This is a genomic window from Herbaspirillum sp. 1173 (assembly GCF_031455335.1).
Lineage (GTDB): Bacteria > Pseudomonadota > Gammaproteobacteria > Burkholderiales > Burkholderiaceae_D > Herbaspirillum > Herbaspirillum huttiense.
The window spans coordinates 271,571-298,559 of record NZ_JAVDSP010000002.1 but is presented as its reverse complement, the minus strand read 5'-3'; the positions used below and the strand labels follow the sequence as shown (position 1 = coordinate 298,559).

Annotated in this window: 23 protein-coding genes; 12 read left to right on the top strand and 11 right to left on the bottom strand. The window is 61.8% G+C overall.

Features of this window, described 5'->3' with window-relative positions; all coding sequences use genetic code 11:
• Window positions 1–268 precede the first annotated feature (268 nt).
• From J2X56_RS09390 to J2X56_RS09355, 8 genes are all read left to right on the top strand, one after another.
• Entirely contained in the window at window positions 269–3,757 is a 3,489-nt protein-coding gene (locus J2X56_RS09390) for a response regulator (RefSeq protein WP_199725140.1), read from the top strand.
• On the top strand, window positions 3,742–4,593 hold the full coding sequence (locus tag J2X56_RS09385; protein WP_039784526.1) for a protein-glutamate O-methyltransferase CheR: 852 nt from the start codon (window positions 3,742–3,744) through the stop codon (window positions 4,591–4,593). The genes J2X56_RS09390 and J2X56_RS09385 overlap by 16 nt, the downstream gene beginning before the upstream one ends.
• A complete protein-coding gene (locus J2X56_RS09380) occupies window positions 4,590–5,225 on the top strand; it encodes a chemotaxis protein CheB (protein ID WP_039784527.1) in 636 nt (211 codons plus the stop codon). Before J2X56_RS09385 ends, J2X56_RS09380 begins: the two co-directional genes overlap by 4 nt.
• On the top strand, window positions 5,222–6,340 hold the full coding sequence (locus J2X56_RS09375; protein ID WP_121045235.1) for a HAMP domain-containing sensor histidine kinase: 1,119 nt from the start codon (window positions 5,222–5,224) through the stop codon (window positions 6,338–6,340). Before J2X56_RS09380 ends, J2X56_RS09375 begins: the two co-directional genes overlap by 4 nt.
• A gap of 17 nt (window positions 6,341–6,357) precedes the next feature.
• Window positions 6,358–6,972, top strand: coding sequence for a hypothetical protein (locus tag J2X56_RS09370; RefSeq protein WP_227022821.1), 615 nt, complete (start codon window positions 6,358–6,360; stop codon window positions 6,970–6,972).
• Between the two features lie 234 nt (window positions 6,973–7,206).
• On the top strand, window positions 7,207–7,677 hold the full coding sequence (locus J2X56_RS09365; RefSeq protein ID WP_121045233.1) for a nuclear transport factor 2 family protein: 471 nt from the start codon (window positions 7,207–7,209) through the stop codon (window positions 7,675–7,677).
• Between the two features lie 9 nt (window positions 7,678–7,686).
• The gene (locus J2X56_RS09360; RefSeq protein WP_121045231.1) at window positions 7,687–8,244 is read left to right on the top strand and encodes a TetR/AcrR family transcriptional regulator; all 558 of its coding nucleotides are present in this window, start codon (window positions 7,687–7,689) and stop codon (window positions 8,242–8,244) included.
• Between the two features lie 166 nt (window positions 8,245–8,410).
• Entirely contained in the window at window positions 8,411–9,397 is a 987-nt protein-coding gene (locus J2X56_RS09355) for a formylglycine-generating enzyme family protein (RefSeq protein ID WP_166675612.1), read from the top strand.
• A gap of 187 nt (window positions 9,398–9,584) precedes the next feature.
• Here J2X56_RS09355 and J2X56_RS09350 read toward each other — a convergent pair whose 3' ends face one another.
• The 9 genes from J2X56_RS09350 to J2X56_RS09310 form a co-directional block, all read right to left on the bottom strand.
• Window positions 9,585–9,737 carry a hypothetical protein gene (locus tag J2X56_RS09350; RefSeq protein ID WP_158601286.1) on the bottom strand — a complete coding sequence of 51 codons (153 nt, stop codon included), beginning with the start codon at window positions 9,735–9,737 and terminating at the stop codon, window positions 9,585–9,587.
• A 245-nt stretch (window positions 9,738–9,982) separates the two neighbouring features.
• Window positions 9,983–10,624, bottom strand: coding sequence for an ANTAR domain-containing response regulator (locus tag J2X56_RS09345; protein WP_199725133.1), 642 nt, complete (start codon window positions 10,622–10,624; stop codon window positions 9,983–9,985).
• Window positions 10,625–10,628: 4 nt separating this feature from the next.
• Window positions 10,629–11,789, bottom strand: coding sequence for a transporter substrate-binding domain-containing protein (locus J2X56_RS09340; protein ID WP_134137467.1), 1,161 nt, complete (start codon window positions 11,787–11,789; stop codon window positions 10,629–10,631).
• A gap of 9 nt (window positions 11,790–11,798) precedes the next feature.
• Entirely contained in the window at window positions 11,799–12,800 is a 1,002-nt protein-coding gene (locus J2X56_RS09335) for an asparaginase (protein WP_310159783.1), read from the bottom strand.
• 123 nt (window positions 12,801–12,923) lie between these two features.
• Window positions 12,924–13,631: an ABC transporter ATP-binding protein gene (locus tag J2X56_RS09330; protein ID WP_134137465.1), complete on the bottom strand. Its 708-nt coding sequence runs from the start codon at window positions 13,629–13,631 to the stop codon at window positions 12,924–12,926.
• Entirely contained in the window at window positions 13,628–15,439 is a 1,812-nt protein-coding gene (locus J2X56_RS09325) for an ABC transporter permease subunit (protein WP_409025214.1), read from the bottom strand. The genes J2X56_RS09330 and J2X56_RS09325 overlap by 4 nt, the downstream gene beginning before the upstream one ends.
• Window positions 15,432–16,265 (bottom strand): branched-chain amino acid ABC transporter permease, encoded by an 834-nt coding sequence (locus J2X56_RS09320; RefSeq protein ID WP_310159780.1) that lies wholly within the window; start codon window positions 16,263–16,265, stop codon window positions 15,432–15,434. Before J2X56_RS09320 ends, J2X56_RS09325 begins: the two co-directional genes overlap by 8 nt.
• Window positions 16,266–16,347: 82 nt before the next feature.
• A complete protein-coding gene (locus J2X56_RS09315) occupies window positions 16,348–17,520 on the bottom strand; it encodes a substrate-binding protein (protein ID WP_310159779.1) in 1,173 nt (390 codons plus the stop codon).
• Between the two features lie 78 nt (window positions 17,521–17,598).
• Complete coding sequence (locus J2X56_RS09310) at window positions 17,599–18,492, bottom strand: nitrilase family protein (RefSeq protein WP_310160464.1); 894 nt, start codon at window positions 18,490–18,492, stop codon at window positions 17,599–17,601.
• A gap of 480 nt (window positions 18,493–18,972) precedes the next feature.
• On the opposite strand from J2X56_RS09310, the gene J2X56_RS09305 reads away from it, so the two are divergent.
• Entirely contained in the window at window positions 18,973–19,314 is a 342-nt protein-coding gene (locus J2X56_RS09305) for a hypothetical protein (protein WP_310159776.1), read from the top strand.
• A 9-nt stretch (window positions 19,315–19,323) separates the two neighbouring features.
• The gene (locus tag J2X56_RS09300; RefSeq protein WP_227022820.1) at window positions 19,324–19,722 is read left to right on the top strand and encodes a CPCC family cysteine-rich protein; all 399 of its coding nucleotides are present in this window, start codon (window positions 19,324–19,326) and stop codon (window positions 19,720–19,722) included.
• Between the two features lie 127 nt (window positions 19,723–19,849).
• On the opposite strand, the gene mgtA is transcribed toward J2X56_RS09300, so the two are convergent.
• Window positions 19,850–22,612, bottom strand: coding sequence for a magnesium-translocating P-type ATPase (mgtA, locus tag J2X56_RS09295; protein WP_310159772.1), 2,763 nt, complete (start codon window positions 22,610–22,612; stop codon window positions 19,850–19,852).
• Between the two features lie 885 nt (window positions 22,613–23,497).
• On the opposite strand from mgtA, the gene J2X56_RS09290 reads away from it, so the two are divergent.
• Window positions 23,498–23,680, top strand: coding sequence for a hypothetical protein (locus tag J2X56_RS09290; RefSeq protein ID WP_006462830.1), 183 nt, complete (start codon window positions 23,498–23,500; stop codon window positions 23,678–23,680).
• A 212-nt stretch (window positions 23,681–23,892) separates the two neighbouring features.
• Here J2X56_RS09290 and J2X56_RS09285 read toward each other — a convergent pair whose 3' ends face one another.
• Entirely contained in the window at window positions 23,893–25,131 is a 1,239-nt protein-coding gene (locus J2X56_RS09285) for a diguanylate cyclase (RefSeq protein ID WP_245202204.1), read from the bottom strand.
• A gap of 362 nt (window positions 25,132–25,493) precedes the next feature.
• On the opposite strand from J2X56_RS09285, the gene dacB reads away from it, so the two are divergent.
• Window positions 25,494–26,942 (top strand): D-alanyl-D-alanine carboxypeptidase/D-alanyl-D-alanine-endopeptidase, encoded by a 1,449-nt coding sequence (gene dacB, locus J2X56_RS09280; protein ID WP_121045216.1) that lies wholly within the window; start codon window positions 25,494–25,496, stop codon window positions 26,940–26,942.
• The last annotated feature ends 47 nt before the right edge of the window (window positions 26,943–26,989 follow it).

Sequence of the window (26,989 nt, the reverse complement as noted above, 5' to 3'; positions counted from 1 at the left end):
GTGTCAGTGCCAGGATGACAGCGCTGCGGAACCGAACCGGCAGCGCTTTGTCCTAGCCGGGTTCAGAGGCGGGTGAGTGCGCGATCAAGCGCCGCGCCGGCGCTCTGCGCAAACCGGAAGCCGCCCGTATAATCGGCGGCTTTCCCGGACGCAAGACCAAGGGGAGGGGGACACAGCGACACACAGAACCCCCGCAGCTCGACCAACGATTCGAACAACGGAGCGCACCGTGCGGGTTTATTCCAGCCAAGCTGAAGAACGTATTGCCATGTTGAAGCGCCAGGGCAAGGGCGCATTTTCCGGACCGCCGCTGCCGCTGGGGCCGCTGATCGGTTTTTCCGTCGCCATCCTGGCGGTGGTGCTGATTGCCCTGTTTACCTGGGAAGCCTCGGTCAGCCGGGGCCTGGCCGCCAATGCCGTCTCGCATACCATGAAGGTGCGCGAGCAGTTGCAGGTGCTGGTCTCCACGCTCAAGGATGCCGAGACCAGCCAGCGCGGTTTCCTGCTCACTGGCACCGAATCCTATCTGAGCCCTTACAACCAGGCACGCGCCGCGTTGCCCGGGGAGATCGCCAGGCTGCGCGAGCTGCTTTCCGACAATCCGGATCAGTTGCAGCGCCTGTCGCAGATCGAGCGCGTGGTCGCCGACAAACTTGAAGAACTGGCCGAGACCGTCAGCCGCCGTCGCAATGGCGATGCGGCCGGCGCATTGGCCGTGGTGCAATCCGATCGCGGCAAAATGTTCATGGACCGCGTGCGCGTGCTGTCGCGCGACATGGAAGAACAGGAACGCGACCTGCTGGCCAGCCGCCAATCCGACTGGCGCGATGCCGTGGTGTTTTCCACCGCCGTCGCCTGGGGCGGCTCGGGCTTGCTGCTGGTACTCATCATTGCCGCAGCCATGACCACTTCGCGCGATTATCGCGCCCGCGAAAAACAGACCTGGATCCGCAACGGCCAGATGGGCCTGGCCGAACGCCTGCAGGGCGAACAACGCCTGGGGGCGCTGGGTGAAAACACGCTGGCCTTCCTGACCGCCTACCTCAATGCTCAGGTCGGCGCGATCTATCTGCGCACCGATAGCGGCGACTTCCAGCGCTTCGCAGCCTATGCGCTGGAAGAAAACGAGAGCGAACAACCGCCGCACCTGCGTGATGGCCAGGGCCTGCTGGGCCAGGCCGCCAAACTCAATCGCGCCATGCACGTCAAGGAAGTGCCGGCGCAATACCTGACCGTTTCCTCTTCCGTGGGACGCCATGCACCGCGTGAGCTGCTGATCGTGCCGGCAGCGGCCGATGGTGTGGTGCAGGCCGTGTTTGAACTTGGCTTCCTGCGCCAGGTGCGGGCCGAGGAAGAAGAGCTGCTGGCGCGCCTGTCGGACCAGATCGCCATTGCCGTGCGTTCCTCCAAGGACCGCACCCGTCTGGAAGAACTGCTGGAAGAAACCCAGCGCCAGTCCGAGGAATTGCAGGCACAGCAGGAAGAACTGCGCGTCAACAACGAAGAACTGGAAGAGCAGGGCCAGGCCCTGAAGGCCTCGCAGCTGCGCCTGGAAACGCAGCAGGCCGAGCTGGAAGAAACCAATGCCCAGCTGGAAGAACAGACGCAACTGCTGGAAATCCAGAAGGACGACCTGGCCAAGACTCAGGTGGTGCTGGTGGAAAAAGCCACCGAGCTGGAGCGCGCCAACCAGTACAAGAGCGAGTTCCTGGCCAACATGAGCCACGAGCTGCGCACGCCGCTGAACTCCACCCTGATCCTGGCCAAGCTGCTGGCCGACAACAAGCAGGGCAACCTGTCCGACGAGCAGGTGCGTTTCGCGCAAACCATTTCCTCGGCGGGAAATGATTTGCTGGCCCTGATCAACGACATCCTCGATCTCTCGAAGATGGAAGCGGGCAAGCTGGATATCGTTTCCGAATCCTTCGTGGTCAGCAAGATGGCCGAGGAACTCAAGGCCAGCTTCGCCATGACGGCCCAGCAGAAGGGCCTGGGCTTCAAGGTCGAGGTCGATCCGGGCGTGCCGCAGCGTATGGAAACGGACATGCAGCGCCTGGGCCAGATCCTCAAGAACCTGCTCTCCAACGCCATCAAGTTCACCGAGAAGGGCGAGGTCAGCCTGCGCATCTATGCGGATGCCGGCGGCCGCATCGCTTTCGCCGTGCGCGATACCGGCATCGGCATCGGGGCCGACCAGCATCAGTTCATCTTCGAAGCCTTCCGCCAGGCCGATGGCAGCACCCATCGCAAGTACGGTGGCACCGGGCTGGGCCTGTCGATCTCGCGCGACCTGGCGCATCTGCTGGGGGGCGATATTCAGGTGCAGAGCCGGGTAGGCGAGGGCAGCATCTTCACGCTCTCGCTGCCGCAGGTTTACAGCGGCGAGCAGGCCGTAGTGCGGACGCCGGCGGCCGTTGCCGCACCGTCGGCGGCGGCTGCGACCTTGCAGGCGGCGCAAGTCGCTACCGCGCCTGATATCCGTATCCCCAGCCCGCAGGTGGTGCCGGGTACGCCGGCGAAACTGCAGGACATCGCCATCGATGATGACCGTCACCGCATTGAATCGTCCTCGCGCCTGATCCTGGTAATCGAGGATGACACCGCCTTCGCCATGATCCTGCGCGACCTGGCGCACGAGATGGGCTTCCAGTGCGTGGTCACGCATTCGGCCAATGAGGGCGTGTCGGCGGCGGAGATGTATCGCCCCAGCGCCATCCTGATGGACATGAACCTGCCTGACTTCTCCGGCCTGGGCGTGCTGGATCAGATCAAGCGCAATCCCAAGACCCGCCACATCCCGGTACACGTGGTCTCGGTGGCCGATTATTCGCACGAGGCACTGGAGCGCGGTGCCATCGGCTACGCATTGAAGCCGGTGCAGCGAGAAGAACTGGTAGGCGCGATCCGCAAGCTGGAAGCCAAGTTCCTGCAGGGCCTGCGCCATGTCCTGGTGGTCGAGGACGATGCGCGCCAGCTCGACAGCATCCGCCAGTTGCTGGCCGGCGAGAACATCAACCTGGTCGGCGTGCGCACGGCCGCCGACGCACTGGCCCGCCTGCGCGAGACCACCTTCGATTGCATGGTGATGGACCTGAACCTGCCCGATCTGTCCGGCTATCAGTTGCTGGAAAAGATGGCCGAGCAGGAACACGTGGCTTTCCCGCCGGTGATCGTCTATACCGGCCGTTCGCTGTCGGCCGAGGAAGAGCAGCACCTGCGCCGCTTCTCGCGCTCCATCATCATCAAGGATGCGCGCTCGCCGGAACGCCTGCTCGATGAAGTCACGCTGTTCCTGCACCAGGTGGAAACCACGCTGCCGCCGGAGAGCCAGCGCATGCTCAAGGTGGCGCGCGACCGCGAGACGGTCTTCGAAGGCCGACGCATCCTGGTGGTGGAAGACGACGTGCGCAACATCTTTGCGCTATCCTCCGTGCTGGAACCCAAGGGCATGAAGGTCGACATCGCCCGCAACGGCCGCGAAGCCCTGGAGGCCCTGCAGCGCAGCCAGGAACAGCCGGGCGCGCCGATCGACCTGGTGCTGATGGACATCATGATGCCGGAGATGGATGGCCTGACCGCCATGCGCGAGATCCGCAAGCAAGCCGTCTGGAAGCGCCTGCCCATCATCGCCCTGACCGCCAAGGCCATGAAGGATGACCAGGAGAAATGCCTGGCCGCCGGCGCCAACGATTACATCGCCAAGCCTTTGGATGTGGAAAAACTGCTGTCCCTGGTACGCGTATGGATGCCGAAATAAATCAGGCACTGGCCAACCAGCATTTCGATATCGAGATGCAGTTGTTGCTGGATGCCATCTACCTCAAGTATCACTGCGACTTTCGCGGCTACGCCGGTGCGTCACTCAAGCGCCGCCTTGCCACCGCCATGATCCGGTTCGGCTGCGAAACGCTGTCGCAATTGCAGGACAAGGTGCTGCATGATGCGACGGTATTCCCCGCGCTCATGGATTACCTCACGGTGCAGGTCAGCGAGATGTTCCGGGATCCCAGCTATTTCCTCTCGCTGCGCGAAAAGGTGATTCCGCTCTTGCGCACCTATCCTTCCCTGAAGATCTGGGTGGCCGGCTGCAGCAGCGGAGAGGAAGTCTATTCGCTGGCGATCCTGTTGCGCGAGGAAGGCTTGCTCGACCGCAGCATCATCTACGCCACCGACATCAACCAGGCCGCGCTGAAGAAGGCCGAGGCCGGCGTCTACGAGCTCGACCGTATCCCCGGTTTTACCAGCAACCACCAGAAATCCGGGGCGAAGACCTCGCTTTCGGATTACTATACGGCCGCTTATGGTGCCGTCGTCTTCGACAAGTCGCTGCGCAAGAACGTGGTCTTCTCCGATCACAGCCTGGCCACCGACAGTGTCTTTGCCGAGATGCACCTGGTGTCCTGCCGCAACGTGCTGATCTATTTCAATCGCCATTTGCAGGAGCGCGCGCTGGGCCTGTTCCGCGAATCGCTGGTGCGCAAGGGCTTCCTGGGACTGGGTTCGAAGGAATCGATGCGTTTCTCGACGCACGGTCCTGCCTTCGATGAAGTGGTGCGGGAAGATCGCATCTTTCAGAAGAAGGGGGAGCTATGAGCCTCGTCCCGCTGCCGGCCCTGGGTGGCCGTGCGATTGATGCAATCGTCATCGGTGCCTCTGCCGGTGGCGTGGAAGCCTTGTCGGAAATCCTGCCGGCGCTGCGGCGTGGTGCGCAGGTGGCGACCATGGTGGTACTGCACATTCCGCGTGAACGCCCCAGCCTGCTGGCCACCATCTTCGCCGATCGCTGCGGCCAGCCGGTAGTGGAAGCCCAGGACAAGGAGCCGGCGCAGCCGGGCGTGATTTACTTTGCGCCACCGGATTATCATCTGCTGGTGGATCGCAGTGATCAGGGGCCGGTGCTGGCCATGTCCAACGATGAACTGGTGAATTATTCGCGCCCGGCCATCGATGTGCTGTTCGAATCGGCGGCCGATGTTTACCGCGAGCGTTTGCTGGGCATCGTGCTGACCGGCGGCAATCATGACGGTGCGGCCGGATTGCAGGCCATTGCGCGCGCCGGTGGCGTGACCGTGGTACAAAGTCCGCAACAGGCACAGGTACCTTACATGCCGGCGCAGGCATTGGCGCTGGGACAGATTGATTATGTGCTCACGCTCCCGCAGATCGCCGATCTGCTGCGCACCCTGGGCGTATCGGGGAATGACCAGGAAAAGGAACGCAGGTGACAGAAAAATACAAAGACAGAGACCTGCCGCGGGTGAAATTCCTGCTGGTCGATGATCTCGACGAAAACTTGTTGGCCCTCTCGGCCCTGCTGCAGCGGGACGATGTCGAGCTGCTGCTGGCGCGCTCGGGCCTGGAGGCGCTCGAACTGCTGCTGCAGCATGACGTGGCACTGGCCTTCCTGGACGTGCAGATGCCGGACATGGATGGCTTCGAGCTGGCCGAGCTGATCCGCGGCAGCGAGCGTACCCGCAACGTGCCGCTGATCTTCGTCACGGCGGGTGTACGTGATGAGCGCCGCCAGTTCAAGGGCTATGAGAGTGGTGCAGTGGACTTCCTCTACAAGCCCATCGAGCCGCATATCCTGCGCAACAAGGCCGATGTGTTCTTCCAGCTGTATCGCCAGAAGCAGTTGCTGGCGCTGGAGTTGAAGCAGCGCACCGAGACCCTGCGCATGAACGAAATGTTCGTGGCCATCCTCGGCCACGACCTGCGCAATCCGCTGAGCGCGGTGGTGATGGCGGCCACGCTGCTGCAGCGGACGTACAAGGAAGAGGTGGCACAGAAGGCCTCGCAACAGATTCTCAATGGCGGCAAGCGCATGGCCAAGCTGATCGACAACATGCTCGATCTGGCCCGCGCGCGCCTGGCCGGCGGCATCCCGCTGGTGCGTGCCAGTGCCTGCCTGGGCGAGATCACCGAACGGGTCGTACAGGAATACCAGGCCACGTATCCGGGCAGTGTGGTCGAGCGCCGCATCGAGGGCGATGACAATGGCTATTGGGATGGCGACCGCCTGGGCCAGGTGGTGGCCAATCTGCTGGGCAACGCTTTGCAGCACGGCGCGGCGGACAGTCCGATCTGCATCGGCATCGATGGCCGCAGCGAGCAGGAAGTGGTCATGACCATCGCCAATCGCGGCGTCATTCCGGCGGCCTTGTTGCCGGTGATCTTCGATCCCTTCCGCGGTGGCGAGCGTGAGGTCGGCCGCAAGGAAGGTCTCGGACTGGGCCTGTTCATTGCCCAGCAGATCGTCAAGTCGCATGGTGGAAGCATCACCATGAGTTCGGATGACCAGGTGCAGACCATGGTGACGGTGAGGTTGCCGAGGCGCTGAGCGTCGTTGAGTCCGCAGTGAATGAATTGGGCGATGGCCACGGCGGCAAGCAGAACTACGGAGTCAACCAGACTTCTGAAGGTGAAGAACCTTCCGCTTTTCCATCGGTCTTCTGCCAACAAAGTACGGAAGCATTTCAACTTTTCGATCCGGAGCCATCGACGTCCATGCACAACGCCAATCCCGATAATTCTGCCACCACGCCACATCTGAACAAGGCGCGCTATCTGGTGGTGGCGGGATGGGTGCTGTTCATGATCTCGCTGTTCCTTCCTTTGCAGAACACTGATCTGGGATACGCGGCCCTGATCTATTCGTTCGTCTTCCTGATGTCCATCTTTGATCGACTGGAACCGCAACTGATCTGGATGGGCAGTTACGCCTTGGTCAACGCCGGCATGATCGTTTCCCTTTTCATCGCCTGGAAGGGGCCACTGATCAGCCATCCACGCTGCTCTTTGTTCTTTACGCTGGCGGCCGTGGACACCTTGTTCGCTCCCCTCTTTGCGAAAGAGTTCACCCAGTACCCGGCATTCTGGTGCTGGGCAGCTTCCGTTATATTGGTGGCATCGGGAATGAATCTGGCCCGGCTCCAACAGAACGATCTTGCGTCCTTGAAGGCCAGGCATTAGGGCCTGGTCATACTTGTCTTGTACCCGAAACGCCTGCTCCTCGAAGCAGGTTTTTTTTAGGCGCTGCGAAATCTCCTCGCAATATTCTCCTGGTCTTGCACAGGCTGGATTCAAGCTGTGCCGGCAAGACGACATCCGTCGAGAAATCGCTTGTCATTCAAAGTTGATCGGTCTATATTGTGTGTACCGAACAGTACATACGGTACTGAAAGGTACACTAATTGGAGAAACATCATGTCGATTCGCCCGCCGCTTCCCCCTTTCACTCGTGAAACCGCCATCGAAAAAGTCCGTCTTGCCGAAAACGGCTGGAATACCCGTGACGCTGAAAAAGTTGCACTGGCCTATACCGAAGACAGCTGGTGGCGCAATCGCGCCGAATTCGCACAGGGCCGTGAAGCCATCACCGCACTGCTCAAGCGCAAGTGGACGCGTGAGCTGGATTACCGCCTGGTCAAGGAGCTGTGGGCCTTCGACGGTGCGCGCATCGCCGTGCGCTTTGCCTACGAGTACCATGATGATTCCGGCCAGTGGTATCGCGCCTACGGCAACGAGAACTGGGAATTCGATGCGCAGGGCCTGATGCATCACCGTCACGCTTGCATCAACGAGCATCCGATCAAGCCGGAAGAACGCAAATTCCTGTGGGACAATAGTGGCCCGCGCCCGGCGGATCATCCCGGGCTGAGCGATTTCGGTATCTGAGGAAAATGAATGGCTAGAGTCATTGCGGAAAAAGACGATGTGATCCCCCTGCTGGCGGAAGTCTTCCGCACCTATGGCTTCGAAGGGGCGAGCCTGGCGCGCATCAGCGAAGGGACCAGGCTGGGCAAGGGGAGCATCTATCACTTTTTCCCGGGCGGCAAGGAGGAGATGGCGCAAGCCGTGCTGGGCCACGTGGATGCGTGGTTCCGGCAGCATGTGTTCGAGCCGTTGAACGAGCGTGACGATGCCGTGGCAGGCATCAAGGCCATGTTCGACGACGTCAGCCGCTATTTCCTCTCGGGGCAGCGTGTCTGCCTGGTCGGCGTCTTTGCGCTGGGCAATGAGCGCGATCGCTTTGCCGTGATGGTGCGTGATTACTTCATCGCCTGGATCGATGCGCTCGCGTCCGCCCTGGTGCGGACCGGGCGCAAGCCGAAGGAAGCCAGAACGCTGGCCGAGGAAGTCGTGGGCGGAATACAGGGGGCGCTGGTGCTGGCGCGCGCCCTGGACAGTACCGATGTGTTTGCCGATGCGTTGAAGCGCTTCCAGAAGCGGCTGTTGGGCTGATCTCCCGTCCAGCAGGTGAATGCAACGGCATGGGGTTGCCGTCGTGTTCTGCGAGCGATCCGTCATCGGACAGGCCGTGTACTTGATGTTTGAGTTTCAACGAGGACGACAACTGCGGATACAAGGGGGGAGTACCTTGAAACACCGATTCATCAGATGGACGGCGATGTTGCTTTGGTCGACATGCCTGTTCGCTTCTGCAGAGGAAAAAACTCAACCGCCTGTGACGATGGAAAACTCCATTGGCATGCAGATGGTGCTGATCCCGGCGGGCGAATTCTGGATGGGAACCGAGGAGTCGCTGGCCGCGCTGAAGCAGGCCTATCCGGATTATGAGGAGCGGCGGCTGCGCGATCTCGACGATGAACGGCCGCGGCACAAGGTGCTGATCACCCATCCGTTCTATCTCGGGAAGCATCTGGTCACCGTGGCCCAGTTCGCGAAATTCGTGGCCGAGTCGGGCTATACCCCGGAATCCATTCGCGATCAGACCGGCGGTTACGGCTACAACCCGCACTACGATCCTGAGAAGACCGAACGCAAAGACGCATTCGAAGGCCGCAGCCCGCAATACAGCTGGAAAAACCCCGGCTTCCCCCAGACCGATGATCATCCGGTACTCAACGTCACCTGGAATGATGCATCAGCCCTTGCCGCCTGGCTCAGTGAGAAAGAGCACGCGCACTATCGTCTGCCGACCGAAGCCGAATGGGAATACGCTTGCCGCGCGGGGACGACGACGCGCTATCCCAATGGCGATGATCCGGAGGGCCTGAGTCAGATCTCCAACACCTTTGATGCCGACGCTGCTCCCTACTGGCCACGCATGGCCGGTCGCGCGCTGAAGAGTCACGACGGCTTCGCCTTCACCTCGCCGGTGGGCAGTTTCCCGGCGAATGCCTTCGGGCTGTATGACATGGTAGGCAATGCCTGGGAATGGACCGCCGACTGGTATGGCGAAGAGACCTATGCGCGTTCGCCGCTGGCCGACCCGCGTGGGCCGTCCAACGGGGAAACCAAGGTGCGGCGCGGCGGCTCGTGGCATACCTGGTCACTGTATGCGCGGTGTGCCTTCCGGAACTGGAATACCGTCAGCACGCGCTATACGCTGGTGGGGATCAGGCTGGTGCGGGATGTGGAAGTCCGGCATTGAAAATTGCGTCGGGCGCTGCCAGCGCGTCGGCTTCCGCATCCGGCCAGAATGGCTCAGTAGCGCAGGACGTCAAATCACTTTCACGAACAAGCCAGCGACGATGGTTGGCACGTCCGAGCAGATCAGGTCGAACGCAGAGTGGATGAAGTAGTCCATGTGATTGCTCCGGTGAGGGTGACTGCGAGACTCAGCAGTAAGTGATGTTGGCCAGCGCTTCCAGCATGTGCATGAACCAGTGGCCGTCGTCGGCACGATAGCGGCAGATGGTGGTGGCAGCGGCGTTGCCGGCAGCAGCCAGGGACATGAGGGCAGCGACGAGGCAGGTAGCGTGGATGCGCATGGTGTTCTCCGGTTGGGTGAGGATCGGTGCGGCTGGTATGGGTGAAGCTTGATCCTCGGGGGTTTCAACCGGATTTCAGCGGAGCGGAGACGTGTTTCAGTTGAAATGGGGGCGTTCGGCAACGCGCGGAGGGAGTGGGTGGGTTGAGATTCTCAAGCAAGAAAAACTCTCCCTCCGGCGAAGAACGGACGAACGTTTCACCTGCTTGAACGCCGTCTGTTCATCGCACTACAGGAGTGTCATCGTTATACCCCGTCACCGGGGTTCTTCCCCTTTCCCGCTGCGAGGAAACCCAGTTTCTCCATCGCATCCTGGGTTTCCAACAGCATCGTTGCTACTTCCGCGACAGTCACTCGCAGGCCAGTGGCACGCTCCCTCATGAATTGGTAAGCGCTTTCTTCGCTGTGCTTCTGGTATTCAACCAGCACACGAATCGCCTTCTCGATCTGCCGGCGTGACTTGATGGTCGATTCGAGCTTGTCTATCTTGGCCTGCTGCCGTTGTTGAAAACCCTGTGAAGAGCGCGCCAGCACCAGCGTACTCAGGATGCCTTGCGAGCGGAACGGACGTGTCAGCACACCGTGCGCCTTGGTGTCCAGCAACAGCTTCAAGGTGGTCGGGCTTTCATAGTCGGACAAGGCGACCAGGGCCGCATCCACGGCGCTGGCATTCCATCCGCTGCGTCCTTCGAGCTCCTGCGATATCTGGAAGAAAATGACGTCGGCTCCGGTCGGCGGCTCCGTTGGACTAGGCCAGATCACGCGCAGCCGGCAGCCGATGCGCTGCAACTGCTGGATCACTACGTCCCGGTCTTCTCCGGGCGGATAGACGACGGCTACGCAGATACTGCGCAGGTCCTCGTAAAGTCGGCGAAGGCTTTGTCCCATGACCTTACCTCAACCAGAAACCGGAAAAGCCGAAAGTGGAAAGATAGGGGTCCGGCTTGACGGGCTCCGACGCTTCCCAGGCGATGTCGAACTGTCCGTCGCTACGGCAGATGCCAATGCGCGGGGTAAGGGCGCAATGATTGTTGTCTGCGTCGACACTGATGCGCCCTTCAGGCGAATCGAATGACACCGTATGAGTGGCCTCCACCAGCTTGCGCCGGTCCAGGCTGCCTGCGCGCTGCAGGGCGCGCGCAAACAGGTGGACCTGGGCATAGGCCATCTCCGACCAGGTGCTGGTGGGCCGGTCGCCGAAACGCTTGCGCCAGAGGGCGAGGAAATGCCGGTTGCTCTCATTGTCCAGCGAACCGAAATAGGTCGCGGCTGTGATGTGGCCCGCGCAGTGCCGGGCACCGATCAGGCGGATCTCTTCCTCCGCCATCGAGAGGCTGGCGATCGGTGTGGTCGTCGGATCGAATCCGAACTCGGGATAAAGCTGGTAAAACAGCCGCGCCGATTGTCCCACCAGCGTCGAAAACACCACGTCGGGCTGGGCCGCCTTGATGTCGGTCAGCACCTCTTCCAGTTCGCCCCGGCCGGCTTCCAGCGGCAGATAGATTTCATCGAGGATCTCGCCACCATGCTGCTCCACCATGTCGCGCATGACGCGATTGGATTCGCGCGGATAGATGTAGTCGGTACCTACCAGGAAGAAGCGGGTGCGCTTGTTCTGCATGAGGTAGGCGGCCAGCTGCACGCTGTTCTGGTTCGGGACGGCACCGGTATAGATCACGTTGGGTGAATACTCGAAACCCTCATAGAAGGAGCAGTACCACAGCAGTGCGTTGTTGCGTTCGATGACCGGCAGCACCGCCTTGCGGCTGGATGAGCGCGAGCAGCCGAATACCACGTTGATCTCGTCCTCCAGCAGCAGGCGCGTGACCAGCTTGCGATATTCCGCGATGTCGCCCTTGGGGTCGTAGGCCACCGGCACCAAGGGCCGGCCGAGCACACCACCGAGCTGGTTGATCTCTTCGATCGCCAGCGCGGTCCCGAAAAAGTGTTCAGATTCCGTGACCCCGGTTGCGCCCGACCGAGAAAACAGCACGCCAATGCGCCAGCCATCTTCCTGTCGCGCGCGCGTATCCTGGAATGAAGTGGAATTCATGGTCGGTCCTTATCGGTCGAACAGCGCCTGCAAGCGGTCCGTGTCTTGCGTGGATTGCAGGGCCAGCATCAGCAGGATACGGGCTTTCTGCGGACTCAGGTCATCGGCGAAGACTGCGCCGACAGCCTTGAGGGTAGCACCGCCGCCGTCGAAACCGTAGGACGGCGATACGCGGCCATGGGGCACACGGGTGGAGATCACCACCGGGATGCCCTGTCCGGTGGCGTGCCGGATTGCCTCATACATGTCGGCATTCACGTTGCCGCAGCCGAGCGCCTGGATCACGATCCCGCTTGCGCCCAGCGTCACCGCAGCGCGCAGCAAGTCACCGCTGGCTCCGCCGAACATGGGGATGATCTCGACCCGTGGCAAAGTACCGCCGAGCAAGGGCAGATGCTGGCGGCGCATCGGCCGGCGCGCGAGAACTACGCGATCTTCATCGGCTACCCCCAGCACGCCGAAATCACCGGACTTGAAGCTTTCGACGTCGGCAGTATGGGTCTTGCTGACATCGCGGGCGGCGTTGATCTGGTTGTTCATCGCAATCATCGCGCCCAGGCCGTGCGCTTGCGCGTTGGCGCACACGCGCGCTGCGTTGAGCAGATTGCGCGGTCCGTCGAAATCCGGGCTGGAGGCATTGCGCTGCGCACCGATCAGCACTACCGGCTTGTCGCTGGCCAGGGTCAGGTCAAGGAACCACGCGGTTTCTTCCAGCGTATCCGTGCCGTGGGAGACGATCACGCCGTCCACTTCCGGGCGCTCCAGCGCGGCTGCGACCGCCTGCTGCAGGGCGATCCAGCGTGGCGGATCCATATAGCCGGACGGTACGTTGAACAGATTGACGACCTCCAGCTGCGCGATGGCGCGGATGCCGGGCACGGTGGCCAGCAGCTCATCGCCCGAGAGGGCGGGCACCGGCGCCTTTCGGACCGGGTCGATTTTCATGGCAATGGTGCCACCGGTGGAGATGTAAACGCAGAGGGGCAGGTTGGATTGGGCTGAACTCATCATGGCATCGAATGGTTGGCAAGAAATATGCCCGCGGCCGCAGCGGCCCGGCACGCGGGATGGGGGATCGCACCGATTATCGTCACAGAGCGGGTGCCGGGACAAGCGGCGCAACCCATGCCCACGTCATACGCGCAAGTGCCCGAAGACAAGTTCTGCCGCGCCGTCGCGCTTGGCGGGCCCCTCCTCGACCAGCTCGCCCTGCTTGATGATGAGGTAGCGGTCCGCCACTTGCAGCGCGAAGGGCACGTTCTGTTCAACCAGCAGCAGCGTGGTGCCGTGCTGCCTGCGCTCCTCCTGCAGCGCGTTGGCCAGGCGGTCGATGACCGAGGGCTGCAAGCCTTCGGTGATCTCGTCCAGCAGGATCACCGAGGGCCGCATCATCAGGGCGCGTGCCAGCAACAGCATCTTCTGCTCACCGCCGGAGAGGGTGCCGGCGTATTGCTGCAGCCGGCTGCGAAACACCGGGAACAGGGGGGCGACGGCAGCGAAGCGCTCTTCGAACAACGCCGGCTGCGCCAGCCCCAGGCGCAGGTTGTCGCCGATGCTCAGTTCGGCGAAGAGGGCGTTCTCCTGTGCCGCATAGGCCACCCCCTGGCGCGCGATGCGGTGCGGTGCCAAGTGTGTGATGTTGCGCCCGTGCAGGTGGATCGCACCGCCCTGCTTGCCGAGGTAGCCCATGATGGTCTTGAGCAGAGTGCTCTTGCCCATGCCATTCTTGCCCAGCAGGGCTACGGCCTCGCCTTGCGCGATGTTCAGCGACACGCCGCGCAGCACGACCGACGCACGATAGCCGCTGGTAATGCCGTCCAACACCAGTGCCGATGATCTCATTGCGCCTCCGTTGCGTGGATACTGCCTGAATAAATGGTGTTGACCAGTTCCGAATTGACCACCTCATCGAAACTGCCTTCCATGGCGATCGCACCTTGATGCAGCACCACGATGCGGGTGGCGATCTGCTGCACGAAATCAAGATCATGCTCCACCAGCAGGCAGCACAGCCGGTACTTGAGCGCGAGCGAAGACAGTACCCCGCCGATCTGCGTACGCTCGGCCTTGGTGAGCCCGGCGGTAGGTTCATCCAGCAGCACCACACGGGGCTCCAGCGCCAACACCATGGCCAGTTCCAGCGCCTGCTGCTGGCCGTGGGAGAGATCCCCGGCGACGCTGTCGAGTTTCTCATCCAGACCGGTGGCGCGCATCACGTGCAAGGCATAAGGGGGGAGATGCAGCACGTCCGCACGCCGGAACAGGGCCGGCCGTTCAAGCCGCGCACGGGCGATGCGCAGGCACTGCGCCACGGTCAGTGTGTCGAAGATATTGGCGTTCTGGAACTTGCGTCCCAGCCCGAGGCTGACGCAGGCCTCCGGCGGCAATTGGCCGATGTCGCTGCCGCACAGCGCGATGCTGCCGGCGCTGCGCTCGGCACCATCGCTCATGCAGCGCATCAGCGTAGTCTTGCCGGCTCCATTGGGACCGATCAGCCCGACCAGCTCGCCGGCACGGGCGGCGAAGTCGATGCCGCGCAGCACCTTCAGCGGGCCGAAGTGGCGGGCCACTCCTTGCATGCGGATCGCCTCCGCCTGCGCATCGCCGCCGGTCACGCCGGCACATTCTTCCAGGCCCGGCTGATGCGCGCTTGCGCGGCCCAGGCCAAGGGGGCGCAACAGCAGCGGCACCAGGCCCTGGGGCAGCAGTACGATCACCAGGATGAACGCTGCGCCCAGGATCAATTGCCAGGCAAAGGGCATGCTGCTGCTGAGATAGGCGGTGGCAACGTTGATCAATACGGCACCGATCAGTGGTCCCCACAGGCTGCCGCGCCCGCCCAGCGCGACCCAGATGATGAATTCCGTGCCCAGCGCGAAGCCGGCCAGCTCGGGTGCGACCACGCCACTGAAAGCGCCGTAGCCGAATCCGGCCAGACCGGCCAGTACTGCCATGGCCACCAGCAGCGTAATTTTCACCAGCGAGGTGTTGATGCCCAGATAGCTGCAGCGCTGCTCATTGTCGCGGATGGCGGCGAGCAGGCGGCCGGCATCGGAGCGCACCAGCAAGCAGCCGGCCAGCGCAGCCACTGCCAGCATGCCGCCGGAGATCCAATACCAGGCGTCGAGGGAAAAATCGAAGCTGTCATAACCGGTCAGCCCGGAACTGGAGCCGGTCCAGCTGCCACCCGACAGCAGCAGCTGGGTCAGCACGATGGGCAGCACCAGCGAAATCACGGTGGCGAAGAACGGCGACGCACCGCGATAGAACGACAGCCATCCGGCCAGCGCCGCCACCGCTGCTGCGGCGACGATGGTGGTGCCGATTGCCAGCATGACCGTGACAGGGCTGAAGCCGCCATGCGTGAACACCAGTCCGGCGGCATAGGCACCGATTCCGAAGAAAGCCGACTGGCCGAACGTGAGGTAGCCGGTATAGCCCCACAGAATATCGACGGTCATCGCAACGATGGCCATGAAATAGGCCTTGATGAGGATGTTTTGCAGGTAGGTGTCGAAGATCCACGGCCCGGCAGCCAGCAACAGCAGGCCCACACCGACGAACAGCAAGACGCTGCGCAGAGAATGGCGTACGCGTGCGGCACCCGCCCGTGAGGAAGGTGCGGCGGAAGAATAAGAGGAGTTACGCACGTGCCAGCCCCTTCGGTCGGATACGCAAGGTCACTGCAGCGAGGACGGCGATGGTGAGACCGCCGAGCACAGGATTGACGTAGGTGCTGACCAGCACCTGCGCAGCACCGAATACCATGCAGGCCAGCAGCAGGCTCAGGATGGAGTGGCCGGAGATCATCACCAGCATGAAGGCACTGATCAGCCAGGGCAGGCCCATATTGGGGTCGACGCTGGAGAGCGGCGTGATCATCGCGCCGGCCAGTGTGCCCAGTCCGGCACCCAGGCTGAAGGTGACGAAGCGTACGCGGCCGGAATGGATGCCCAGGCTGCTGGCCAGTTCCTCATTCATGATCACTGCGCGGGTACGCACGCCGAAATCCGTACCGTTGAGCAGCGCCGTGAGCAGCAGGCAGATGCCCAGCGCCAGCGGCACCAGCAACAGGCGGTAGGCGGAGTAGTCGACGCCGAGGATGTTCCAGGTCCCGGTCAGCGGTGCGTTGACGAACTGCACCTCGCGACCGAAGGCCATCACGATCAGCTGGCCAATCACGATGCTCAGTCCCCATGTCGCCAGGATGGCGTCCAGCGGCCGCTTGTAAAGGCGGCGAACGATCACGCCTTCGACCAGCATGCCCACGGCGATACCGGCTACCAGCGCCAGCGGCCATCCCAGCCAGGGATCGAGTTGCAGACGCGTGGTTACGTAACTGGCGTAACCGCCCAGGGTCAGCAAGGCCCCGTGGGCGAAATTGACGATCTTCATGACACCGAAGATCATCATCAGTCCGGCGGTGACGACGAACAGCATCGCGGCCGTCGTCAGCATATCCAGCAATAGCGCCATGGCGCTCTCCTCTCGTTTCTCAGGCCGCCGCGGTCATGGCCGCGGCGGCGTTGTTATCGCAAAGCGGTCCTGCCTGCCGCCATCACTTGATGCTCGGGCACTGGTTGCCGGGGTCGACGCTGGCGAAGGTCTCCAGAATACGGATCGATCCGTCGGCCTGCACCTGGCCCAGGCGCATGGAACGCGGCGCATGATGGCTCTTGTTCATCGCCACCGTGCCACGCGGACCGTTGAACGACACTTCGCCGAGCGCCTTGCTCACCTTGTCGCTGTCAGTCGAGCCGGCTTTCTCGACGGCGGCCTTGTACAGATAGAAGGCTTCGTACTGGGGCTCGGACAATTCATTGGGGGTCTTCAGGTCGGCGCCGAATTTTTTCTTCAGCGCGTCCATGAATTTCCTGTTTTCCGCCGTATCGATGCTGGTCAGGTAAGAAGCCGACATGTAGAGCCCGGTGGCGGCATCGCCCATGGTCCTGGCGGTACCCTCGTCAATGGCGAGGTTGCCGTAGGGTAGCGTCAGACCGGCTCCCTTGAGCTGCTTCGCCAGCGACACATTGGGTGCGCCGCCGGCGGTGGCGCTGATCAGGGCGTCCGGCTTGCTGGCACGGATCTTCGAAACTACCGTGGTCCAGTCGCTGCCGTCGATGGGCAGGTATTCTTCGCCGACGACCTTGCCGCCTTTCTGCTCGATGTACTTCCTGGTGAATTCCAGCATGCCTCGGCCAAAGGCGTAGTCGCTGCCGACCAGGAAGAAGGTCTTGGCATTCATGGACTTGCTGAAGTAATCCACTACCGGCGCCACCTGTTGCTCCGGCACCCAGCCGTTGGCGTACATCCATTTATTGCACGAGCGACCCTCGTAGAAGGACGTGTAGATGTAAGGTACCTTGCCGCGGCTGATCACCGGCAGCGCGGCATTGCGTGCGGCGCTGGTTTCCATGGCGATGACGGCGTTGACCCTCTTTTGGAACACCAGCGTATCGAAAGCTTTCTGCGCGCCCACTGCGCCGGAGGCGTCATCGACGATTTCCAGCTCCAGCTTGCGTCCCATGATGCCGCCCTCGGCGTTGATTTCATCGACCGCCAGTTGCGAGGACTGCACTACGGCCGGTGCCACCACGCTGTTGGCACCCGATAGCCCGACCGCCACGCCGATGCGGATGGGCTCGGCGGCGTGGGCCGGCGCAGCTGCGGCAAGCAGGGAAAATGCGACAGCAAATACGCCATGGGGCAGCGCGAAAGTGAATCTGTTCATCATGAACTCCTCAGTCGGTGTGAGTGGATGGATGGAATGGATCCTGAAAGAAAAGCGGTACGGCAAACGGGAAGCGGTTCAGTGCCGCGGCAGCGGCCAACCCGTGCCCAGCATCGGGTCGTAGAGGTCGTCGCGACGGTCGCGCAGCACATGGTTGAAGGGAGTGAGATGGCGTGCCTGGCGCGACTCCTTGAGATTGAGGCTGGCATACAGTATTTGCTCGCCGTCCTCCGGTGCCGGCCCGGCCAGCGGCCAGCCTTGCGCGCCAATGATCACGCTCTGTCCGATGAAGAGCTGGCCGCGCTCGGTGCCGGTACGGTTGGCGCACACGATGGTGAGCGCGTTGCTATGGGCATTGGCCATCGCCAGTGAAGTTGCCATGGCTTGGCGGTTGTCTGGCTGCCCTGGCATCGGTACCCAGTTGGTTGGCATCGCCACGACGTCAGCACCCTGCATGGCAAGCAACCGATACACTTCCGGGAACCAGCCGTCGTAGCAGATCGCCACGCCCAGTCGTCCCCAGCGTGTGTGGAACAGGGGTAATCCCTTGTCGCCAGCTTCAAAGAACAGATGTTCGTCGCCCCACAGATGCAGCTTGCGGTAGACGCCCAGCCAGCCGTCCGGGCCAATCACCACAGCGGAATTGTAGAGCCGGTCGCCCTCGCGTTCGGCGATGCCGGCCACGACATGGATACCGTTGCGCCGCGCGGCGGCCATCCAGGCCTGGGTGGTGGGGCCGTCGGGCAGGACTTCCGCCAAGGCGAAGGCTTCGGCGCGGCTGGCGAAGACATAGCCGCTGTTGACCAGCTCGGGCAAGACCACCAGCTCGGCCCCCTCGGCGGCGGCGCGATCGATGAAGGCAATGGAACGGGCAACATTCTCTTCCTTGCGGCCAATGTGGGGCTCCATCTGGACGCTTGCCACCTTGATCAATGGAAACGAGGGCGGCGAGGTGTTTTCCTGTGACGACATGCGAATCTCCAAAACAAAAAGCCCCTGACTGCGCTTGATGCGCATGTCAGGGGCTTTCATAGCCGGTATGTATGGGGTCAGCAATATTGCTGGGAGTACTGCCTGGTGGCGTTCCTAGGCAGCGAGGCGATTATTGCATCACTCAAATGAACGCGTCAATACGTGTCATCATTGCTGGTCGTGTCACACCTTGCCCTTGTAAAGGCGATGTTGTGATCAGCGTCGTCCGAAACGTCAGGCTAACTGAAGAGGGGGAGACGAAAAATCCAGCTGGACTGCTTTCTGTTGCGGTGGGTTTTTTCGCAGGTCGTGCATGGGGCCCAAATCCCGATATCGATATCCACAGTAGGGAGTATCGTCAGTTATTTCATTAGTGAAGGACTGCTTCCGCCGCTAATATCATGATTCCTTGCTCCCCCAAGATGTATCGCGTTAGCGAGTATGTTCAATCCAAAAAGCACCCATTGATTTCTCGAGCTGATGATCATTGATCGACCTGATTTGCTTCTCTTCATCGTCTTCGCCCCATTAACAGGGCTTTCAATTATTGCGCGTCAGCTTATCCGGGAGTCGCTCTTCGCGCGGATCTTGAAAGCAAAAAATTTCCCCATCGGAGCGAGATGGTATTCGATCACGCAAGGTGGGATTGGAACGTCTCTCTCGCGTGAGCTTGTTTGGGGGCCTGCATCAAAAGACATGCTCAAGGAAAAACAGCTACGCTTCTTGATTCTTGCCGCCCGAATGTTCTCGATCACACTCTGTGTGGGTTTTTCAGGAGTGATGCTGACCATGCTTTGGGTAGCACTGCTGCACTATCGGTAGCAGAATCGGATGAACGATTTTGGCCAAAATGAAAGTCCAGACATCATGTTTACCTGCCCCTGCTGTGGCCACGAGGTGTTTTCTGAACCGCCAGGTTCTCATGAAATTTGCTCCGTCTGCTTCTGGGAGGACGATGAACTGCAGCTGTACTATCCTTATGCAAGCGGTGCCAATCCCTGCAGCCTGATGGAGGCCCAAGTCAATTTCGTGCAGTTTGGTGCTTGCGACCGAGCAATGGTGAAAACTGCACGCAAGCTCATGGAAGGTGATACGCGAGACGCCGGTTGGTTTCCGCTCCGGGAGCGGCCTGTTGATCTTCCCGGCATCGATGGGATTGAGCGCAAGAGCGTGACATCGCTCGGTGGCCTGTATTGCTGGATTCGACAATCGTGGCCCGATAGCAATTGAAGCGGGCAAGCGGCGATCAACAGGCGCAGAACTCTGCTTACGCAAAAACGCCTGCTCCATCGAGCAGGCGTTTTCATTTCAACTCTGATCAACTCTGATCAGTAACGATCGTTACTGATTCATCAGCTCACTGCCACCCATACCGCCGGGCATACCACCCCTTCATCCCCTGGATCAGCACCGCATAGGCGACCAGGATCGCCACCAGCCACGGGAAGTACGACAGCGGCAGCGCCTCCAGCTTGAAGTAATGCGCCAGCGGCGTCATCGGGATCGCAATGCCGATGGCCATGATGACCAGTGTCATCCCCATCAGCGGCCACGAGGCGCGGCTCTGGAAGAAGGGGATGCGGCGCGTGCGGATCATGTGCACGATCAGCGTCTGCGACAGCAGCCCTTCAATGAACCAGCCGGACTGGAACAGGGTTTGATGTTCCGGCGTGCTGGCGCCGAAGATATACCACATCAGCGCAAAGGTCGTGATATCAAAGATCGAGCTGATCGGACCGAAGAAGACCATGAAGCGGCCGATGTCACCGGCATCCCAGCGCTGCGGCTTTTCCAGGAATTCCTTGTCGACGTTGTCGAAGGGAATCGAGATCTGCGAGACGTCATACAGCAGGTTCTGCACCAGCAGATGCAAGGGCAGCATCGGCAGGAAAGGCAGGAATGCACTGGCAATCAAGACCGAGAAGACATTGCCGAAGTTCGAGCTGGCCGTCATTTTGATGTATTTCAGCATGTTGGCGAAGGTCTTGCGGCCTTCCAGCACGCCTTCTTCCAGCACCATCAGGCTCTTCTCCAGCAGGATCAGATCCGCCGCTTCCTTGGCAATATCCACCGCCGTATCCACCGAGATACCGATGTCGGCAGCACGCAGCGCCGGCGCATCATTGATTCCATCACCCATGAAGCCGACCACGTGTCCGCGATCATGCAGAACGCGCACGATGCGTTCCTTGTGCGCCGGCGAGAGCTTGGCGAAGACCGTCACCGTCTCCACCGCCTGCGACAGCTCCGCATCGCTCATCTTCTCGACATACGAACCCAGCAGCATGCCCTTGACCTCCAGCCCGACCTCACGGCAGATCTTGGCGGTGACCAGTTCGTTGTCGCCGGTCAGGATCTTGACCTTCACGCCATGCGCACGCAATGCGGCCAGGGCAGGGGCGGTCGATTCCTTGGGCGGATCGAGGAAGGCGATGTAACCGATCAGCACCAGATCCGATTCGTCAGCCAGGCTGTACACCTCCTTGGTCGGCGGCAAGTCCTTGGCGGCCACGCCGACCACGCGCAGGCCCTCGGCGTTGAGGCTGCCGGTGGTGGCGCGGATCTCTTCCAGCAAGGCCGGGGTCAGCGGTACCACTTCGCCATTGACGCGGGCGCGCGAGCACACCGAGACGATTTCCTCGACCGCACCCTTGCAGATCAGCTCGTGGTGATCCTCGCGCTCGGACACCACCACCGACATGCGGCGGCGCTGGAAGTCGAAAGGAATTTCGTCGACCTTGCGATAGGCCGAGGCGATGGACATTTCACGTTGCAGCTCGGCGTGCTCCAGCACGGCCACGTCCAGCAGGTTCTTCAGGCCGGTCTGGTAATAACTGTTCAGGTAGGCGTATTGCAGCACTTCGTCGTCGGGTTCGCCATGAATGTCGGTATGACGTTCCAGGAAAATCTTGTCCTGCGTGAGCGTGCCGGTCTTGTCGGTACACAGCACGTCCATCGCACCGAAGTTCTGGATCGCATCGAGCCGCTTGACGATCACCTTCTTGCGCGACAGTGCCACCGCGCCCTTGGCCAGGGTCGAGGTCACGATCATGGGCAGCATCTCGGGCGTCAGGCCTACGGCCACGGAGAGACCGAACAGGAAGGCTTCCACCCAGTCGCCCTTGGTGAAACCGTTGATGAAGAACACCACCGGCGTCATCACCAGCATGAAGCGGATCAACAGCCAGCTGACCTTGTTGACGCCCGCCTGGAAGGCAGTCGGCGTGCGGTCAGTGGCGGTGACGCGCTCAGCCAGCGCACCAAAATACGTGCGCTTGCCGGTGGTCAGCACCACGCCCGTAGCCGAGCCGCTGACGACGTTGGTGCCCATGAAGCAGAGGTTGTCCAGCTCCAGCGGGCTGCTGGTGTTGAGGTTGCTGGGGGTGACGAATTTTTCTACGGGCAGCGATTCGCCGGTCATCGCGGCCTGGCTCACGAACAGGTCCTTGGCGGCCAAGAGGCGCAGGTCAGCGGGGATCATGTCGCCCGCCGAGAGCAGCACGATATCGCCGGGCACCAGCTTGTGGATCGGTACCTCGACGCGGCGCGCGCCCTTGGGGTGCAGCATCACGTCGAAGTAACGCTGCGCTTCGGCGGCGATCTCTTCGACCTGGTCGTGGCGCATCACGGTCGCGGTGTTGCTGACCATGGCCTTGAGCTTGTCGGCGGCGGTGTTGGAACGTGCTTCCTGCACGAAGCGCAGCAAGGTCGAGACCACCACCATGGTGCCGATGACGATGGCGGCCTTCATGTCCTCGGTGTAGAAGGAGACCGCGGCCAGCAGGGTCAGCAGCAGGTTGAAGGGGTTTTTGTAGCAGTGCCAGAGGTGGACGTACCAGGTCAGCGGCTTTTCGTGCTCGACTTCATTGGGGCCGCTGTGTTCACGGATGGCATCGGCTTCCGCTTCGGTCAGGCCGTCGGGGCGCGACTGCAGGCGCTGCAACAGGGCCCGGGCTTCGCTGCGGGAGGCTTCGCTCAATTGCTCGGCCAGGGTTTGCGGGACTTCCTTGGTCACCGGGGCGCTGCGGAACATGTCCATGCCCAGGCGGCGGAAGTGACGGTCCATACCGCGTGCGCGGATGAAGCTGACAAAGGTTTCTTTCAGCAGGTTCAGATTCATGGCGTGCTTCTTTTCTTGTTGGGCCTCGTCCCGTGGACGAAGCGGTTTGCATCGCGTCGGCCTGCAGCAGGGCAGGCCGGCATCGGGGTCAGCGCCGTGGACGGCCCCCGCCAAGACGGGCGGCCGGACGCGGCGCGCTGGGTCTTCGCGTGTTCATGATGAATGTGTCTGTCGCATTGCAGCCTCCGCCTGGTTGAGCGGAGACCCTGTCATCGGCACCTGACGGCGGCAACAGACGTGCAGCCGCATGGCGGCTGGCCATGCGGAAGGCGGTGCGTCATGACGCGCGCGGCATCAGGCGAGCCGGCTGCCGGCTCGATGGAGCGGGCAATGCGGTCGCGATGCAGCTGCGTTCTGACGCCGTGTCTGCGGCGGTCGATCGTCGATCTGTCGTTGTGAGGGAATGTCGTTGTCAGCGGCGCTGCTGAAAACCGGCCTGGAAAGACCGCGCGCTGCCGACATGAATTGCCGTCATCTGCCTGGTGCAAGATGACGACAGGATGAAGTCCTGCTGAAATCCTTGCTGAGGCTTAACCCGGAATTAACCGGCAACAACTGTCACCCGAACAAGTGCCCATGAGAGGGACTCCAAAAAATGAGAACGGGCGAATTCTACGCCCGCGCGGAAAACAGGGTCAAGGCAAATTCGCCCGCGTTGCCGAAAATTTGTGCATCTGCAACAAGACGGAGCGGAAGCTTTCTGCTTCACAGCGAGGATGGTGAAGCGGTATTTCGCTGCTCTGGACGCTGCTGTGCAGCACCGATTCTCGCCGGGTGAGCCTTGTCTTCCATGGTGTACGGCCTATACTCGAAACGAGGCAAGCCCGAACAGAGTACGCGCAGCAACCCCGCGCAAAACCAATAAACTCGACCAGGAGACGCATCATGCCCAACCTCATCATGAACAATCTGATGTTCTTCATTCCCATGGCGCTGGCGGGTTTGTTGCTCTGCGGCGAGGTTCCGGTGGCGTCACGGATGGTCCGAACCAGTTTGAGAGCAGTGGGTGCGGTCTTCGGCGCACTGCTTGCGCTTTTAGTACTGGAAGCACTGCCAGTGCTAATTTAGCGGGCTTTCTGCGGCCCGCTTTGCCGCTCGTTGCGGCAGTGGCCGGGGCATCGGCGCAGGCATTTTTTTAGGGAAGTACGCCTATCATTCCGTCATGCTGATCGCCCCGCCTTGATTTCCCTAGGTCGATGTTTTCACAGTGGTCTCGTGGCGGCCCCGAAAACATCGGCCTTTTTTGCGTCCATCGCTTTCGTGGCTTCTTCGCTGCACGCCTATACGCAGCAGGGAGGCGGCGGCTGATTGGGCATGCGCGGCGCGCGCTCCAGCGCCGGATCCCAGACCACCAGGCGATCGCGCCCGGTTTCCTTGGCGCAGTACATGGCGTGGTCGGCGCGTTGCAGCCAGACGAAATGAGCGTCCATGTCCGCAGAGAAGGGCACCAGTCCGGCACTGACCGTACAACCATATAAATTGTTTTCATCATTTCTGGTGCGCGCCGCTTCGATCACCCGCTGTGACAGCGCCAGCGCATCGGCTGGCGACACGTCGCGCAGGATCACGCCGAATTCCTCACCGCCGTAACGTCCGATCGCATCCTGTTCGCGCAGCATGGTCCGCAGCAGGCGCGCGAAGTTGCGCAGCACTTCGTCGCCGATCAGGTGGCCCCAGGTGTCGTTGATGCTCTTGAAGTGGTCCAGGTCCAGCAACAGCAGGAAGGTCTGGTGCTGCGCGGAGCTCTGGCGGTGCAGGCGTTCGAATTCGCCCAGCAGCAGGCTCTCCCAGTAGCGGCGATTGAACAGCAGCGTGAGCCCGTCGAGCTGGCTGACGATTTCGAACTGGCGTGAGCGATCGGCCAGCTTCTTCGACATCAGGTAGGTCGACTGTCCCAGCGCCAGGGGATAGAGCATCATCATCGGCAGGCAGGCGAGGATGGTGGTCAGGTCCGACTGCGGCAGGAAATGCGCACCCAGCAGCCACCATCCCAGCACGCCCGCCACCAGGGTTGCGTACAGGCCGCGCATGAACAGGCGCAGTCCGCCGGCGGCGATATTGTCCATCGACAGCATCGAGATGATGACCGCACTGGGCACCAGGTTGCCCTGCAGCGCTGCAATCCAGAAACCGCCAAAGGCGGCGTCGATCACCAGGTTGCGTCGTTCGGCACGATACGGGATCGCCGACCTGAGGGCCCACTGGCGCGCCAGATGCGGCCACAGGTAGCCATGCACACCCAGCAACAGCCACAGCGGCCATGGCACGGGATGCTGCAGGAAGCCGGCGGCGACGCAGAAAAATCCCACGCCAAGGCCAATCACCCGCAGACGGTAGATGCGCTGCACGAAGCGCACGCCCTTGCCGGCCAGCGCCGCCTGGCTCGCCTCGCCGGAACGCGCGGGACGCTGGCGTAGCAGGGCGATCGGATTGAGTACGTCCAGCAGCAAGGCCAGCAGGCGTGCAGCGGGCGGTCGCGGGGTGGGGCAATCGGGATTGGAGGGGGAGGACATGTTCATGTTTTTCTTTCGTCTGGTCCGCGGGTGATGTCAGCCGGGCCAGCGGTCGCCGGAGTTTCTGGTACGCACGATTACATGCAAGCGATGATTATCAGTCACGCAGCGTAACGCCATCTGGCGGCTGTTCGCAAGCCCGCTCTGCGCTTGCCTTGACCGGGATCTTGCGCACACGGGGAACCGTTTCCGCCGGGCATTGGTCAGTGTCAGGCCGGGCCGTTCACATCGCGTCTTTCAAGCAGGATGAGAACAGACTCTAGTGTCGCATGGCAAGGTGACGCGCCGATGTCGTCATCCCCGCCTGCTGCACCGACGGCCGGTCATGCATCCCCTTATAATGCCTGCTCCTCATTTCCGTCTCCATCATGTTCCGCTTCCCCCGTCTCGTGAAGTCTCCCCGGCTTGGTCTTTCTTCGTTGTGGCTGGCGCTGCTGGCCAGCAGCGCCGTCCCCCTCGTCCATGCACAGGGCTTGCCGCCTGCGGTGGTGGGGGCGCTGCGCGTGGCCCATATTCCGCAGCAGAATACCGGCGTCGTGGTGGTCGATGCCGACAACGGCAAGCGCATGCTGGCGGCCAACAATACCGGGCAGCCATTCAATCCGGCCTCCGTGATGAAGCTGGTGACCACGGATGCCGCGCTCGAAATCCTCGGGCCGACCTATACCTGGAAGACCCAGGCCTACATCGATGGCACGCTTGCCGGGGGCGTGCTCAATGGCGACCTGATCCTCAAGGGCGGGGGCGATCCCAAGCTGGTGCTGGAGAATTTCTGGCTGTTCCTGCGCCAGCTGCGCGCACGCGGCATCAAGGACATTCGCGGCAACCTGGTGCTGGATCGTACGTATTTTGCGGAGTCCAGCTATGACCCCTCGCAGTTCGATGGCGATCCGCAAAAGCCATACAACGCCGGCCCCGATGCCCTGCTGATGAATTACCGCACCCAGGCTTTCCGTTTTGAGCCGGATGCCGCCAGTGGCGTGGTCAGCGTGAGCATGGATCCACCGATGGCCGGCATCACCGTCACGCCGCCGCGCTTGTCGCAGGAGCCCTGCGGCGACTGGCAGGGCAAGCTGAAGATGAACAACGACCCCAACGCCGTCAGTTTCACCGGCAGCTACAGCGCCGACTGCGGGCCGCGCGTGTGGTATGTCCATCCGTATCGCATGAACAATGTGCAGTATGTAGGCGCGAGTTTTGTACAAATGTGGGCCGACCTCGGCGGCAGTTTTGCCGGGCGTGTGGTCAACGGGCAGGTCACGCCTTCGGCGCGGCTGATGGTGGAAGTGCAGTCGCCGCCGTTGCCGGAAGTCATCCGCGACATCAACAAGTACAGCAACAACGTGATGGCGCGCCAGGTGCTGCTGACGCTGGGGGCGGAGATGACCGGCCAGCCCGGTGACACCGTCAATGCCGCGCGCGCGGTGCGCGGCTGGCTCAATGACAAGGGCATCGATACCAATGGCCTGGCCATCGAGAACGGCGCCGGTCTTTCGCGCGTGGAGCGCGTCACGCCGGCGCTGCTGGCCAGCGTGCTGGTACAGGCCTACCGTTCGCCGTTGATGCCGGAATTCGTCTCCTCGCTGCCGCTGGTCGGTTACGACGGCACCATGCGCCGTCGCCTGAAGACGCAAAGCGTGGCCGGACAGGCGCACATCAAGACGGGCACGCTCAATGACGTGCGTTCGATTGCGGGCTATGTGCAGGCGGCCTCGGGCAAGACTTATGTGGTGGTGTTCCTGATCAATCACGCTGCTGCGCCGAATGGGCAGCAGGCGCAGGATGCCTTGTTGCAGTGGGTCTACGAAAACGGTTGAGATGAAGAACGGGCGGCTTCAATCGCAGCCGCCGCCTCCGCCATCAC